Genomic DNA, 13,008 nt, shown 5'->3' on the forward strand with positions numbered 1-13,008 from the left:
GCAATCTGGAGGCCGCTTTCGGCCAGAAGCAGACACCTTCATGGGACGGCAGGTCAAAAGGAGCCTGCAAGCGCCCAGGCTCCTCCCTACCTCAATGCACCGGGCCCAGAGTACTGGGCATGCCCTTGCGCAGCACCGACAGATACCGCAAGTACTTGCCAACAAAGATGCCGGTGAACCCGCCGGACAGCAGCAGATACGCGGCACTGAAGCTGCCGTCGGCACTCAGCGCAGGCGACACCGCAAGCGCCACCTCGAACCCGTACTTCACCAGAAACGTGGCCAGCAGCAGCGGCAGCAGACTGTAGTCCGCGCTGCGCCACAGCTGGCCCGTTGCTTCATCCACGGTCAGCGTCGCCCGGCGCAGCAGCACCCAGCCCAGCATCGCACCCGCACAGATGCCGGCGAGCCATTCGCTCCACGCCACCAGCGAACCGCCGTAGCGGTGGCTGATCGACCAGATGCCCCACACAGTGAACAGGGCCGGCACGATCGCCAGCCTCCGCAGCGAGGTCTGTCCTGGCCGCATGGCCGCGACGCCGCGGGTGATGAGGTACGCCAGGATCACCCAGACCCAGATCGGAGTGTGCGAGAGGATGGGCTGCAGCTGGGTCACGGGAGGTCCTTTCAGTGAGTGCCCGCACGGAGGGCGGTGGATGGCGCTCACTATTGACGGACCGGGCCGGTTGGACAAGTGACAGGTGTCAGCGACTACACCAACGTCTTCGGCCGTACATGCCTCATCTCTCAGTGTCGTACTTGCCACATCCGCGCGCCCTGATCGGCCATCTGACGCACTCGTCGCAAAAACGCCAAAGCCCTTGTCTGCCAAGGATCTGCTTGCGCTGCACCCTATAAGAAAAATACGAAAGAGCATTGGACGGTGGCGGGATTGCCCCTAACCTCTTGGCAATCCCAACAGCATCAGGCAACTCTGGCAGTGCCACCGACAACGGGTGGCCGGGCGTCGAAAACCCGCATGTTAGACGTTGTTTACGCTTGTCAGCCGGCACCACCCCGCGTGGTGCCGGCTGGCAATCCGTCTGCCGGCTACGGCGGGCGGTGCGTGGGGGTCTTGTACCCGCCGGCATTGTCTAACTCCGGTTTTCGAGCCACGCATCGTCCGCCACCTTTATCGGTGGCGGCTTCCGCTTGCTTGCACGGAGCCTGCCATGAACCAGCCGCATTCCCCTCCCCCGCGCCCCATCCAGGAAGCGCCCTCGCTTGGGTTGGATCCCAATACCCTCATCGCCCTCCTGCACAGCATTGGTGCGGGTGCGGCGTCCGACGGACAGCCTTGGCCTGAGCGCCATCACCTTCGCGGCCGGCAGATCGCCATGGCCGATGCGGACTGTGCGTTGGCAGGCCAGCGCGTGGTGCAGGAGATTCTGCTGGCGGCGATTCGCGCGCAGCAGAACGGAGACCCGGATCAGTACGTGGGGGATCGCGTGTTGGAGGGGTTGGCGATGGCTGCGCTGGCGCTGACGGCGTTTATCCAGGAGCGGGTGCGGCCGGAGGGGTGAGGGTTCTTGGGTTGGCCGCCAAGGGCATCCACGCGTGGCGTGGATCTACCTGGGGTCAGAGCCCTCCGCGGGGCGGAGGGATCCGACCCCGGTTGGTTGGTCGCGAAGGGCATCCACGCGTGGCGTGGATCTACCTGGGGTCAGAGACCTCCGCGGGGCGAAGGGATCCGACCCCGGTTGGTTGGTCGCGAAGGGCATCCACGCGTGGCGTGGATCTACCTGGGGTCAGAGCCCTCCGCGGGGCGGAGGGATCCGACCCCGGCCGGTTGGTCGCGAAGGGCATCCACGCGTGGCGTGGCTCTACCGGGTCCAGCCTGGACGGTGATGGGGTCGCATCGATGGAGGTGGTGAGTGAAGCAGTGGCGTTTCGCTTTGGCGCTGCTGGGCGTCGGGTTTGCGGGTGCGGTATGGATGCACTGGCCTGCGCCCGCAGGCGATGTGGTTTCGGCTTATCGCAAGCTGCCGGTGATGCACTACCGGATGGTGCAGACCGATGCGATGGTCTTTGCCGAGGCCAAGGGGTACCAAGGGCTGCGGTTCGTGCCGCGCACGGATGGGACGGGGTCGTTCGAGATCCGTTGCAAGGGGGTGCCGGTGTTGGTGGTGGAAAACACGCCTGCACGGGTGCTGGTGCGGTTGCCTGCCGATGGGTTGCGGCGGGCGCCGGATGTCGCGTGGTTGCTGGACACCCAGAGGCTGTGGCTTGTGCCTGAGCCGGGCAATGCAGCCGTGGGGAGCATGCATGGCAAGCCGTCGTGGTGGGAGGCGCGGTGGCGGGGGGTGGTCGAGCGCGTGCCGCGTCGGCAGCGATGCTTGCTTGAGGGCGACCGCCAGGGGCCCGCACCGGTCGAGCTCGCGCGGCTGTTCTGGCAGGGGGTGGTGGTGCGGTGGGGTCAGCGCCCTTTCCCGAGCGAGCTCGACGCTACGAGTCGGGTGCTACGCGATTCGGAAGGAGGTGCGGTGGGTGGCATCGAAGTGGAGGGCAGCTACTGGCACGGTACCGACCATGGGTAGCAGCCCGAGTGCATGCTTCTCCCACGGTTCCACTGCGCCTTCCACATCGATATCCACGGTGTGCACGCGATACTCGGCGGGGTAGTCATCCAGCGCATCGTCAAAGGGGCAATCGAGCAGCCACGGGCGTGAAGCCTCGTCGTCCACCCACATCAGACGCGGCAGGTCATGAAACCCGCGGTAGGCGAGGATGCGGTAATGGCCTGGGGGTAGAGGCATCGGCGTTTACTGCGCTGGCGCGGACGGGTGGCCGCGTCTCTACGATACGCCTGGGGCTGGGGTCAGAGCCCTTTCCTGCGGAAAGGGTTCTGACCCCTGCCAGCGACGGTTGCCAGGCGGCGGCTGACGAGGCCGTAGAGGTCCTGTAGTTCGGTGGCCCGCTCGGGGGTCATGTTGCTGCCGAAGAGGACGCGCGCGAGTGCGGCTTCGTGGGTGTCATCGGGGAAGCGTTCGCGGGCGCGGTAGACGTTCTGGAAGACCAGCCAGGCGAGGCGGAGACCGCCGCCGGGGAGTGGGTGAACGAGGCGTTCGTAGGCCTGCCAGAACTGGTACTCGGCCGTCAGATCGACCGTCGGCGCCGCGTAGGGCACCGGATGCGGGCGTCCGTGGGCACGCGGGCGGGTGGGCAGGTAGACGGAATCGGGCTGGGCCATGGTGGACAGCATGCCCGAGGAACGTTGTGGGAACCTTGCGTGGGTGCCGGAATATCAGTGCGGGTTGTGCAGAATGCGACGTGGAGGGAGGGGTCGGATCCCTTTGCGGAGCAAAGGGCTCTGACCCCGGTTGCGAAGAGCATCCACGCATAGCGTGGCTCTACTGGGGTCAAAGCCTGGGTGATGCGGCGCGCCGGAAGCATTCCGCCGGGCATGGCCCGGCGCTACCGGATTGCGGGTTTCACGGTGATGGGGTCAGATCCCGCCGCGTTAGAACTGCAGTGCGGTGCTGAACATCACCTGCCGTGGGGCGCTGCGCTGCAGGGTCTGGTAATCGCCATGGAACGCGGAGCCGGCAATCGTGGCGGTGCCCACGTTGTTGCGGTTGAACAGGTTGCTCACATCCAGCCGCAGTTCCAGCCCGGGCAGCACACTGCCCTCGCCCAGCGTGTACGCGGCATAGGTATTCACCTGCCAGAACGTGGGCACGCGGATGTCGTTCTCATAGGTAAACGGCTGGCGCAGGTACGAGGTGCTGGTGGCACCAAAGCGCCAGTCACCGAAGTGCGCGGACAGATCGCTCACCAGCGAAATCTGCGGGTAACCGGGCTGCGCCTTGCCATTGACCGGGTACACGGTGTCGTCCACCACGAAATCACTGCCGTAGTACGAACGGGCCACGCCCACGCCCTGGTAGAACTGCACGCGATCGGTAATGTCGGCCGTAATACCCAAGTCGCCGCCAATGACGTGCATCTTCGGCATCAGCCGCACGGTATTGATCTGCGCGAACTGCGTGCCCACCGCAGCCGACAGCAGACGGTTGCGGATATCGTTGTAGAACACATCGCCGGTGACGGTGAACCGGTCGAAGCGGCGCGTGGCGCCCACGGTGAAGTTCCAGTTTTTTTCCGGCCGCAACGTGCCGGCCACGCGGTCGAATTCGTCCTGCTCGCTGATGGTCCACGCCGAGGCGGTGTAGCCGATGTTGCCGCGCTGGGCCACGCGGTAGCCGTTCATGGTGTTGGCGATGTCGATGAAGGCATCGGTGGAGTCGCTCGGGCTCCAGAACAGCGAGACGTGCGGCAGGAAGTTGTCCTTGGCACGCAGCGCGCCGTTCACCGGGCGGTCCGGCGCATCGCCGAGGCCGCCGCCATCGGTACGGAAATCCACCGCCTTGAAGCCAACGCCCAGCTTCAACGTGTCGCTCAGGGCGATGTCATCGTGCAGGTAGAGCTGGCGCGAGCGGGTCACCCACGCCGAGGCGCTGTCGGTCATGAACGCCGGGCCATGGGTATCAAACGGGCCGGTGGCCTTCAGCGGCTTGCCCTCGCCCAGCAGCGGCTGCTGGTACCAGTCGGTGCGCGCGGCGGCCTTGCTCTTTTCCTGCCAGACACCTGCGCTGAAGGTATGTGCGCCGGTTTCAAACTGCAGGTTGCCCATGCCGCCCAAGCGGTTCACTCGCGGGGTCTGCACCTGTTCGGAAAAAGGTGCGCCATTGGGTGACGGCACCGTGGGGTCGGTCAGCGTGGCCTGGGTGTGGCTGTTGGCGTTGTACAGCTGCACGTTGCCGCTGAGTGCGGGCGTGATCTGGAAACGGTGGTTGATGGACGCCACGCGATCGCGGGTGATCTGGCCGGTCTGGTACGGAATCAGTTCGGAAAGCTCGCCGCAGGTGTACGCGCCGCAGGATTTGTCGGCATTCTCAGGCGAGGCCACGTAGTACGCCCACGCATAATCGGGATAGAAGCTGTCGCTCTTCCAGCCCAGCTTGCGGATCATGTCGAAGGAGATGTTGTTGTAGCCCCAGACTTCGGCCTTGGCGTCGGACAGGAACACGATGAAATCACCCCAGGCCACATCCTGCTGGGCCTTCAGGTTGCCACGCAGGAAATCCTGCGTGCCTGCCCCCTGGTACTTGTCGGCCGAAATGCGCTGCAGGTCGACCAGCACTTTCGGGCCGTGCTCGCCCAGCTGGCCGTTCTGCGCAGACACCGTGGTGACCAGGGTGCGGTTGCTGCCCACGCCTTGCTTGATGCGCAGGCTGGGCGTGTCCTGCAGATCACGCAGGCGGTATTCCAGGCTGCCGCCGTTGGCGCTGCTGGAAAACACGCTGACCGGCGCGCCGCCCGGGCTGACGGTGATCGCGCCGATGCCATCGGGCACGCCCACATTCACCACGCTGGTGCCGGTAAGCGAGAGAAAGCCACTGTCGTTCAGCGGCACGCCTTCGAAGGTGATGCCCATTTCATTCATGCGGAAGCCGCGCACGAACAGGCTGGTGGCGGAGATATCCAGGCCCAGGCCGTCGGTGGCGGTGTAGCTTGCACCGGGCACGGCCTTGAGCATGGCCAGCCCGTTGTTGCCGGTGACCATGCCATCGAGATCGGCGGCGTTGAGGATGTAGCGGTTGGGGCCAACCACCTGCGTGGGCGCAACGGCGGCACCGCGCGGCGTGGCGATGACCTGCAGGGCGTTGAGGGTGGTGGGGGCGTCGTTGGCTTCGGCGGCGCAGGCCGGTGCGGCGAGGGCGGCGCTGAGTGCGAGGGCGAGCAGGGTCGTGGGTGGAGTGTTCATGGCCAGATCCAGGTGCAGGAGGAAGAGGACGCAGGCGCACGCCCAGCGCGTTGCAGCACCGGATGGTGCGGCCGTGGCTGGCGATGCAATTACGTTGAAGAGGGAGGGGCGCTGTACGCGCCGATCAGGGGCAGTGGAAGACGTTCAACTGCCGGGTGATGCGAGGGGGTGGTTTCGACGGGCGGCAGTGTTGCACTGCCGTGCCGCGCGCACCATTGCACCGTGGTACACCACGGATATACGCAGGTATCGTGCGGCGTTGGTAGCGGCCGACCTTGGTCGGCGCTCGGGTCTGCGTTTGCCAACCAAGGTTGGCACCTACCGGTGCAGCGGGTTACTGCAAAACGAACCGTTCGATGGCCTTGGCCACGCCATCTTCGGAATTGGTGGCCGTTTCAAAGCGCGCCACGGCCTTCACTGCGTCGATGGCATTGCCCATCGCTACGCTGGTGCCGGCGAACTGCAGCATGGTCAGGTCGTTTTCCTGGTCACCGATGGCCATGACGTTGGCGCGGTCGATGCCCAGGTGCTCGGTCAGCTTCTGCAGGCTCGGCCCCTTGCCGGCGCGGTGGTCGAACACTTCCAGGAAGAACGGCGCGCTCTTCAGCACGGCGAAGCGCTCGGTCAGTTCGGCCGGCAAGCGGCCGATGGCGGCGTCGAGCATCTCGGGTTCGTCGATCATCATCAACTTGATGAAGGACATCGACGGGTCCATGTCCTCCACGCGGCGGTACGACAGCGGCACGTGCGAGAGGTGCGAGTCGATGACGGTGTAACGGCTGATGTCCTGGTTGGGCGTGTACAGGCGCTGGCCATCGAGGGCCTGGAAGTGCACGCCGATCTCGCGCGCGACCTGTTCGCAGTAGCGGAAGTCTTCGAAGCTGAGCGGGAATTCGGCCACGTTCTCGCCGGTGCCCAGGCTCCGCACCAGGCCGCCGTTGCAGGCGATGCAGTAGTCGTCGTTGCCATTGATGCCCAGTTCGGCCAGGAACGGCGCCAGGCCGGACACGGGGCGGCCGCTGGTCAGCACGATGTGCACGCCCAGCGCGCGCGCCTGCGCGATCGCCGCCTTGGCCCGTTCGGTGAGCGTGTGGGCGGGGTCCAGCAGGGTGCCATCCATATCGATGGCGACCAGTGCGATGGTCGATTGCCTGCGGCCCATGTCCATCAACGTCCAACCGTGCATGTGGGGACCGCTATTTTAGGCCAGTCGCGCGCCTGCCCGCCTCATCCGCGGTTCATACCGCCGGGCACGGCTGCAGGGATACTCAGCAAGCCTGTGCGCCCCCCACCGCAGGACGGCCCCATGACCGCCCTACCCTGGAGATCCAGACGCATGACCTACCGCGCCCCCGAGGCCACCGACACCGCACCGCTGGCCGAGCAGATTGAAGACCTGATCCACGGCCTGCCCGGCGAGCAGATCCGCGTGGGCACGCTGCTGCAGGCGCTGGGCGACGAGGGGCTGATGCTGATCGTGATCCTGCTCTCGGCGATCTTCCTCATCCCGGTGTCGATACCCGGGCTGAGCACGGTGTTCGGTGCGTCCATCCTGCTGATCGGCCTGAGCCGCGTGCGCGACCGCCCGCTGTGGGTGCCGCGCCGCCTGGCCGAGCGCGAGGTAGCGACCGAGAAGCTGAAGGCCAACCTGGGCCGTGCGTTGAAGTGGGTGCACCGCATGGAGCGGCTGTCGCAGCCGATGCGGCTGGCGGTGATGGTGCGTTCGAAGAAGATGATGCGGCTGAACAACCTGGCGCTGGTGTTTGCCACGCTGTTGTTGATGGCGCCGGCGGGGCCGATTCCCTTCAGCAACACCCTGCCCGCGCTGGCGCTGATGTCGTTCGCGATCGGGTTCATCCAGCGCGATGGTGCGGCGGTGGCGGCGGGTTATGCGTTCGTGGTGGCCACGGCGGTGTACTTCGGCGTGCTGCTGGGTGGGGTGGGGTTTGCGGCGGAATCGGTGTTCAGTGGGATGCGTGGCAGCACCGCGACTGTGTAGAACCGAGCCCATGCTCGGCTGGTTCTGATCTTCCGTAGAGCCGAGCCCATGCTCGGCTGGTTCTGATCTTCTGTAGAGCCGAGCCCATGCTCGGCTGGTTCTTTGAAGAGCAGCCGAGCATGGGCTCGGCTCTACAAAATCAAGCCCGGCACACCGGCGGGCGGGCGCCCATCCACTGCGCGGCACCGGGCCGCAGCACGATCACTTCCCCATCCTGCCCCTGCAGGTAACGCACCCGAATCTGCGTGCGCTCACGGGTGATCGAAAACAGCGCCGGCGCCCCCGCAGCCTCGACCGCAACCGTGGTGCCGCCTTCCTCGCGCAGCATCAGTACCTGTGGTGGCAGCCCCTCGCCTTCGAAGGGCTGCCAGAGCACGGCCGTGCCGCCGCCGTAGGCAATGAAGGACAGCTCCGCGCCCAGCAGGTCACCCGATTGCGGGTGCACGCAGACGTTGGAGTAGCTGCCCTGCCAACCCGATGCGGACACCGGGTTGGCAACCACAAGGCCCGTGCACAGCAGCGCGGACCACAGCAGTGCCCTGGACATCCCTGTCGCTCCTCGGCCTATGGCCAAGCATTGGTGATGGGCGGACTCTACTTCGCCGACACCCGCCACACCACATCGCCCACGTCGTCGGCTACCAGCAGCGCGCCGTCGGCGTCCATCGCCATGCCCACGGGGGCGCCCATCAGCGTCTTTTCATCCTTGGAGGTAAAGCCGCTGACCACTGGCTCCGGGCGGCCGGTCGGCTTGCCGTCCTTGAACGCGACGTAGACCACTTCGTAGCCGCTCAGCGGCGAACGGTCCCAGCTGCCGTGTTCGCCGATGAACGCGCCGCCGTGATACTTCGCCGGCAGCGCCTGCGCGGTGTAGAACATCAGGCCCAGCGGCGCCACGTGCGAGCCGATGGCGTAGTCCGGCACGATGGCCTTGGCCACCAGGTCCGGCCGCTGCGGCTGCACCCGCTCATCCACGTGCTGGCCGTAGTAGCTGTAGGGCCAGCCGTAGAAGCCGTCTTCCTTCACCGAAGTCAGATAGTCGGGCACCAGATCGGCGCCGATTTCATCGCGCTCGTTGGCCACCGCCCACAGCGTGCCGGTGCTCGGCTCCAGGTCCAGGCCGGTGGGGTTGCGGATGCCCGATGCATAGATGCGGCTGCCACGGGTGGCCACGTCCACTTCCAGCACCACCGCGCGGCGGTATTCGACGGCCAGGCCGTTCTCGGTGATATTGCTGTTGGAGCCCACGCCCACGTACAGCTTGCTGCCATCGGCGCTCGCGCGCAGATCCTTGGTCCAGTGGTGGTTGATGGTGCTGGGCAGGTCGGTGAACTCGCGGCCCTTGTCGGTCATGCGGGTTTCGCCGGGCACATAGTGGTACTGCATGATGTTGCCGGTGTTGGCCACGTACAGCGTGTCGCCGATGAGCTGGATGCCGAACGGCGAATGCAGGCCTTCGATGTAGACGTGCTGGGTCCAGGTATTGGTGCCAGGCGTGCGCCGCAGCAGGGTGACCCGGTTGCCGCCCTTGCCGGCCTTGCCCGAGCGTGCCTTCACCTTGCCGGCGATCCACTGCTTGGGCGTGGTGACCGGCTCTTCGCCAGGGCCATTGCCTTCCACCACCAGCACATCGCCGTTGGGCAGGGTGAGCAGGCGGCGCGGGTGCTGCAGGTTGGCGGCGATGCGCTCGATCTTCAGGCCTTCGGCCACGGTGGGCGCCTGGCCGTCGGCCCAGCCCACGCCCTTGGGCACCTGCATGGGCGGCATGAGGAAGTTGGCCGGCTTGGGCAGCGGCGGCTGCGCCCCGGACTGGTCGGCCGGATGGTATTCGGCCTTGCCCGCGCAGGCGGCCAGCATCACCGACAGCGAGAGGATGCCCAGCGTGGGCAGGATGCGATCAGCCATGACGACCTCCGTGCAGTACCGGCGTCTGCAGCGACAACAGGATGAAACCGATGGCGATCAGGCCCACGGTCAATGCGGAAAGAATGGTGCCCGGCACGGCCACCGCGTAGGCATCGCGGCTGTGCACGAAGGCGTTCCAGATGGCCAGCACGATGGCGACCAGGTTGAGCAGGAAATCCACGCGGTCGGTGCCGGTGGCGGTGCCGTTGCGGCGCCAGACCGCGAACAGGTTGATCAGCCGCGGGACGATGGCGATGAGCAGGCCGAAGGTGATCAGCCAGGCGGCGGACTTGCCCCACATCACCTCGGCGGTATTGAGGTAGAGGACGTCGAAGATGAGGCCGGCAACGAAGAAGCCGAACGGTATCGGATTCAGCAGGCTGAAAAGTGTGGTGCCCAAGCCGCGATGGGCCTGGGCGACGGGGTTGACCATGGTCGTGCTCCGGAGAGGAAGGGGTACACGGCCGTAGTAGCACAGCCGGCCGGGAGGTCGCGCGATGATGGCCGGGGGGGTGTCGCCGGGCTTGGATGGATGTGCCGACCAACAGTCGGCCCCCACCGTAGATCCACGCCATGCGTGGATGGACGATGCCGGGGTCCATGCCGCGGATGGATGGTGCCAACCAAGGCTGGCATCTGAAGTAGATCCACGCCGTGCGTGGATGGATGATGCCGGGGTCCATGGCCCGGACGAATGTGCCGACCAACGATCGGCACCCACCAGGATGGATGCCGCCCGACACGTGCCATCACCGATCAGACGGGCAGCAACTTGCCGTCTTCAGTGCGTTCGAACTCGGTACCCGCCGGCGCATCCACCACTGCCAGGACGGTATGATCGCAATTGGCGATGGTGTTCACGTCGTACACGCCGGAGTTTCCCGGCTCGTCCAGGTAGTCTTCGGTTTCGTCACCGGCAAGAAATCGCCAGCCACTGTCCAACTCGTTGTCCGGCGCCTCGCGGTAGCAGTAACCCACGGGCTGGCCATCAACGGTGATGCGATCGGTGGCGATGCATCCACCATAGCCCTCCAGCAGCGGCTTGATCTGCTCGGCGGTGAGATGGAATTGCTTCGGCTTCATCGTGCCTCCTCAGGGAACGTAGACCAGGTGCAGACTGTACTCGAAGCCGGTTTCGGTTTCGGCGATATCCACATCCATCACCAGATCACTTCGCCCTTCCGCGGCCGTATGCAGATCGACCAGGACCTTCCAGCGCTCGCCATACCACTGGCTGACCGAAGTTTTCCAGGCGGCCTCGGGGAGCGGCACCAGTGTTTCGCCGTAGTCCTCGATGATGCCGGTGATGATGCGCCAGGTGTCGGCGCTGCATGGGGGCACGTTCGCAGCCTGCGGCGAACGGCCGGCGGCGATCTCGTTGGCCATCCACGTCAGGGTCGGACGGAATGCTTCGTCCACAGGGGTTTCGGTGTCCGGGTCTTTCCTGACCATCGGTCTTCCTTGTGCAAGGGCTGCGAGACATGGCCCATGCATGATGGCATGGGTGAGGTGTGCCGCGCCCGGAGGGATGTGCCGACCAACGGTCGGCACCCACCGGCTTGGATGGACGGTGTCGGGATTCATGGCCCGGAGGGATGTGCCGACCAACGGTCGGCACCCACCGGCTTGGATGGACGGTGTCGGGATTCATGGCCCGGAGGGATGTGCCAACCAAGGTGGCATCTACCAGTAGATCCACGCCATGCGTGGATGTGCCGACCCACGGTCGGCACCCACCGTCAGGCAAACGCGGCCAGCGCTTCCACCAGCGCGTCCATCTGCTGCGGCCGGGTGAACACCGACGGGGTCACGCGCACGCAGGCGCCCGATTCCAGGCCATCACGATGCGTGGTGAACACGCGGTGCTCATCCAGCAGGCGCTTCTGCAGGGCCATGTTGTCGGCAACGCTGGTGCGGCCGCGCAGGCGGAAGCTGGCCAGTGCGCTGGCCAAGGCCGGGTCCGACGAGGACAGCACTTCCAGGTGCGCCATCTGCCGCGCGGGCACCGTCCAACGCTCGCGCAGGTAACGCAGGCGTGCCTGCTTGTTGGCCGAGCCGATGCGCTGGTGCAGGGCAATGGCTTCGGGCAACGCCAGGTACGCGGCGAAATTGACCGTGCCGGTGTGCACGCGGCTGCCCACGCGCCCATCATCGGTCTCGCCCATGTACGGGTCGAGGTCGGCCACGCGGCCCTTGCGCACGTACATCGCGCCCACGCCCACCGGCGCGCCGATCCACTTGTGCAGGTTGATGCCCACGAAATCGGCCTTCAGGTCCGGCACCGCGAAGGCGATCTGGCCGAAGCCGTGGGCGGCATCGACGATCACATCGATACCGCGCGCACGCGCGCGTTCGGCAATCTCGGCCACCGGCAGCACCAGGCCGTGGCGGTGGCTGACCTGGGTCAGCAGCACCAGCTTCAGCTTCGGCAGCCGCGCGAAGGCGGCATCGTAGGCCTGCAGGATCTGCGCGCGATCGGGCACGGCCGGCAAGGCGATGCGCTCCACCTGCACGCCGCGCCGCTGCTGCAGCCAGTGCATGGCGCCGATCATGCTGTCGTAGTCCACGTCGGCGTACAGCACCTGGTCGCCCGGCGAGAGGCGGTTGTAGCCGCCGATGAGGGCCAGCATCGCCTCGGTGGCACCGCGGGTCAGGGCAATCTCGTCGACGCCCACGCCCAGCATGTCGGCCACCTGGCGGTGCACGGCCATGTACTCGGCGGGGAACGTGTGGCGCCCGTACCAGGCGTTGCCGCGGTTCACCTCGGCGGTGTGCCGCTGGTAGCTGGCCAAGGTCTCGCGACCCATCGCGCCCCAGTAGCCGTTTTCCAGATGGTTCACTTCATCGGTGATGTCGAAGTGGCTGGCCACGGCGGCCCAGTAGCCTTCATCGCGGGCCAGCACGTCCGGCGCCACGGTCGTTGCAGGAATTTCCATGGCCGCAGGGTAGCGCGGCCGCACGACCGTGCGCGGTGAAGACGCGCACTGCAAGGAGCCGATCAAGCACCGCGCCGCTGCGGAAGTCTCGGCCACGGCAGGAACAGTGCGATGGCCAGAACAAGGAAGAACGGGGTCGTCAGGAGCGCGGCGTAATCGCTGCCGAAGGCCCACAGGTCAATGAACACGCGATCCTGCCCTGGCAGGTTGACCAGGACCACCGTCAGCGCGGCGATGGACGGCACCGGCAGGGCCGCGTGCTGCGCCAACAACAGCGTAGGGGATAACAGGGCCAGCTGCAGGGCAAACAGGGCCCTGAACATCCAGCGATTCGCTTGCCAGCGACGAGCGCGGCGCCACAGCACCGTCAGCAGGATCAGTGGCAGCACAGACAATACGAT

General features: G+C 66.1%; 14 protein-coding genes. 3 read left to right on the forward strand and 11 right to left on the reverse strand.

The features are described 5' to 3' along the window. Positions 1 to 91: 91 nt before the first annotated feature. Entirely contained in the window at positions 92 to 616 is a 525-nt protein-coding gene (locus AC1VXD_RS03140; protein WP_482990785.1) for a DUF6622 family protein, read from the reverse strand. A gap of 556 nt (positions 617 to 1,172) precedes the next feature. On the opposite strand from AC1VXD_RS03140, the gene AC1VXD_RS03145 reads away from it, so the two are divergent. Together AC1VXD_RS03145 and AC1VXD_RS03150 are read left to right on the forward strand one after the other, a co-directional pair. Beyond that, a complete protein-coding gene (locus AC1VXD_RS03145; protein ID WP_482990786.1) occupies positions 1,173 to 1,523 on the forward strand; it encodes a hypothetical protein in 351 nt (116 codons plus the stop codon). A gap of 351 nt (positions 1,524 to 1,874) precedes the next feature. Then, entirely contained in the window at positions 1,875 to 2,537 is a 663-nt protein-coding gene (locus AC1VXD_RS03150; protein WP_482990787.1) for a cold-shock protein, read from the forward strand. 281 nt (positions 2,538 to 2,818) lie between these two features. Here AC1VXD_RS03150 and AC1VXD_RS03155 read toward each other — a convergent pair whose 3' ends face one another. From AC1VXD_RS03155 to yidA, 3 genes are all read right to left on the reverse strand, one after another. Continuing rightward, entirely contained in the window at positions 2,819 to 3,202 is a 384-nt protein-coding gene (locus AC1VXD_RS03155) for a hypothetical protein (protein WP_482990788.1), read from the reverse strand. Positions 3,203 to 3,460: 258 nt separating this feature from the next. Then, positions 3,461 to 5,767 (reverse strand): TonB-dependent receptor, encoded by a 2,307-nt coding sequence (locus AC1VXD_RS03160; protein ID WP_482990789.1) that lies wholly within the window; start codon positions 5,765 to 5,767, stop codon positions 3,461 to 3,463. A 334-nt stretch (positions 5,768 to 6,101) separates the two neighbouring features. Further along, positions 6,102 to 6,935 (reverse strand): sugar-phosphatase, encoded by an 834-nt coding sequence (gene yidA, locus AC1VXD_RS03165; RefSeq protein WP_482990847.1) that lies wholly within the window; start codon positions 6,933 to 6,935, stop codon positions 6,102 to 6,104. A gap of 168 nt (positions 6,936 to 7,103) precedes the next feature. On the opposite strand from yidA, the gene AC1VXD_RS03170 reads away from it, so the two are divergent. After that, a complete protein-coding gene (locus AC1VXD_RS03170) occupies positions 7,104 to 7,766 on the forward strand; it encodes an exopolysaccharide biosynthesis protein (protein ID WP_482990790.1) in 663 nt (220 codons plus the stop codon). Positions 7,767 to 7,905: 139 nt separating this feature from the next. On the opposite strand, the gene AC1VXD_RS03175 is transcribed toward AC1VXD_RS03170, so the two are convergent. The 7 genes from AC1VXD_RS03175 to AC1VXD_RS03205 all read right to left on the reverse strand — a co-directional run bounded on the left by AC1VXD_RS03175 (position 7,906) and on the right by AC1VXD_RS03205 (position 12,930). Further along, complete coding sequence (locus AC1VXD_RS03175) at positions 7,906 to 8,313, reverse strand: hypothetical protein (RefSeq protein WP_482990791.1); 408 nt, start codon at positions 8,311 to 8,313, stop codon at positions 7,906 to 7,908. 47 nt (positions 8,314 to 8,360) lie between these two features. Then, on the reverse strand, positions 8,361 to 9,671 hold the full coding sequence (locus tag AC1VXD_RS03180; RefSeq protein WP_482990792.1) for a PQQ-dependent sugar dehydrogenase: 1,311 nt from the start codon (positions 9,669 to 9,671) through the stop codon (positions 8,361 to 8,363). Further along, positions 9,664 to 10,104, reverse strand: a complete 441-nt coding sequence (locus tag AC1VXD_RS03185; RefSeq protein ID WP_482990793.1) for a DUF2231 domain-containing protein — start codon at positions 10,102 to 10,104, stop codon at positions 9,664 to 9,666. The genes AC1VXD_RS03180 and AC1VXD_RS03185 overlap by 8 nt, the downstream gene beginning before the upstream one ends. 323 nt (positions 10,105 to 10,427) lie before the next feature. After that, entirely contained in the window at positions 10,428 to 10,754 is a 327-nt protein-coding gene (locus AC1VXD_RS03190) for a DUF2185 domain-containing protein (RefSeq protein WP_482990794.1), read from the reverse strand. Between the two features lie 9 nt (positions 10,755 to 10,763). Next, a complete protein-coding gene (locus tag AC1VXD_RS03195) occupies positions 10,764 to 11,123 on the reverse strand; it encodes a DUF7668 domain-containing protein (protein ID WP_482990795.1) in 360 nt (119 codons plus the stop codon). Between the two features lie 287 nt (positions 11,124 to 11,410). Continuing rightward, a complete protein-coding gene (locus AC1VXD_RS03200; protein WP_482990796.1) occupies positions 11,411 to 12,607 on the reverse strand; it encodes an aminotransferase class V-fold PLP-dependent enzyme in 1,197 nt (398 codons plus the stop codon). Positions 12,608 to 12,669: 62 nt separating this feature from the next. Continuing rightward, entirely contained in the window at positions 12,670 to 12,930 is a 261-nt protein-coding gene (locus AC1VXD_RS03205; RefSeq protein ID WP_482990797.1) for a hypothetical protein, read from the reverse strand. Positions 12,931 to 13,008 lie beyond the last annotated feature (78 nt).

It is taken from the genome of Stenotrophomonas sp. STEN054, assembly GCF_056854535.1.

Excerpts from the sequence above, each read along its gene's own strand:
- AC1VXD_RS03145 (WP_482990786.1), top strand. The coding sequence starts at position 1,173 with ATGAACCAGCCGCATTCCCCTCCCCCGCGCCCCATCCAGGAAGCGCCC.
- AC1VXD_RS03155 (WP_482990788.1), bottom strand. The coding sequence starts at position 3,202 with ATGCTGTCCACCATGGCCCAGCCCGATTCCGTCTACCTGCCCACCCGC.
- AC1VXD_RS03160 (WP_482990789.1), bottom strand. The coding sequence starts at position 5,767 with ATGAACACTCCACCCACGACCCTGCTCGCCCTCGCACTCAGCGCCGCC.
- yidA (WP_482990847.1), bottom strand. The coding sequence starts at position 6,935 with ATGGACATGGGCCGCAGGCAATCGACCATCGCACTGGTCGCCATCGAT.
- AC1VXD_RS03170 (WP_482990790.1), top strand. The coding sequence starts at position 7,104 with ATGACCTACCGCGCCCCCGAGGCCACCGACACCGCACCGCTGGCCGAG.
- AC1VXD_RS03175 (WP_482990791.1), bottom strand. The coding sequence starts at position 8,313 with ATGTCCAGGGCACTGCTGTGGTCCGCGCTGCTGTGCACGGGCCTTGTG.
- AC1VXD_RS03180 (WP_482990792.1), bottom strand. The coding sequence starts at position 9,671 with ATGGCTGATCGCATCCTGCCCACGCTGGGCATCCTCTCGCTGTCGGTG.
- AC1VXD_RS03185 (WP_482990793.1), bottom strand. The coding sequence starts at position 10,104 with ATGGTCAACCCCGTCGCCCAGGCCCATCGCGGCTTGGGCACCACACTT.
- AC1VXD_RS03190 (WP_482990794.1), bottom strand. The coding sequence starts at position 10,754 with ATGAAGCCGAAGCAATTCCATCTCACCGCCGAGCAGATCAAGCCGCTG.
- AC1VXD_RS03195 (WP_482990795.1), bottom strand. The coding sequence starts at position 11,123 with ATGGTCAGGAAAGACCCGGACACCGAAACCCCTGTGGACGAAGCATTC.
- AC1VXD_RS03200 (WP_482990796.1), bottom strand. The coding sequence starts at position 12,607 with ATGGAAATTCCTGCAACGACCGTGGCGCCGGACGTGCTGGCCCGCGAT.
- AC1VXD_RS03205 (WP_482990797.1), bottom strand. The coding sequence starts at position 12,930 with ATGTTCAGGGCCCTGTTTGCCCTGCAGCTGGCCCTGTTATCCCCTACG.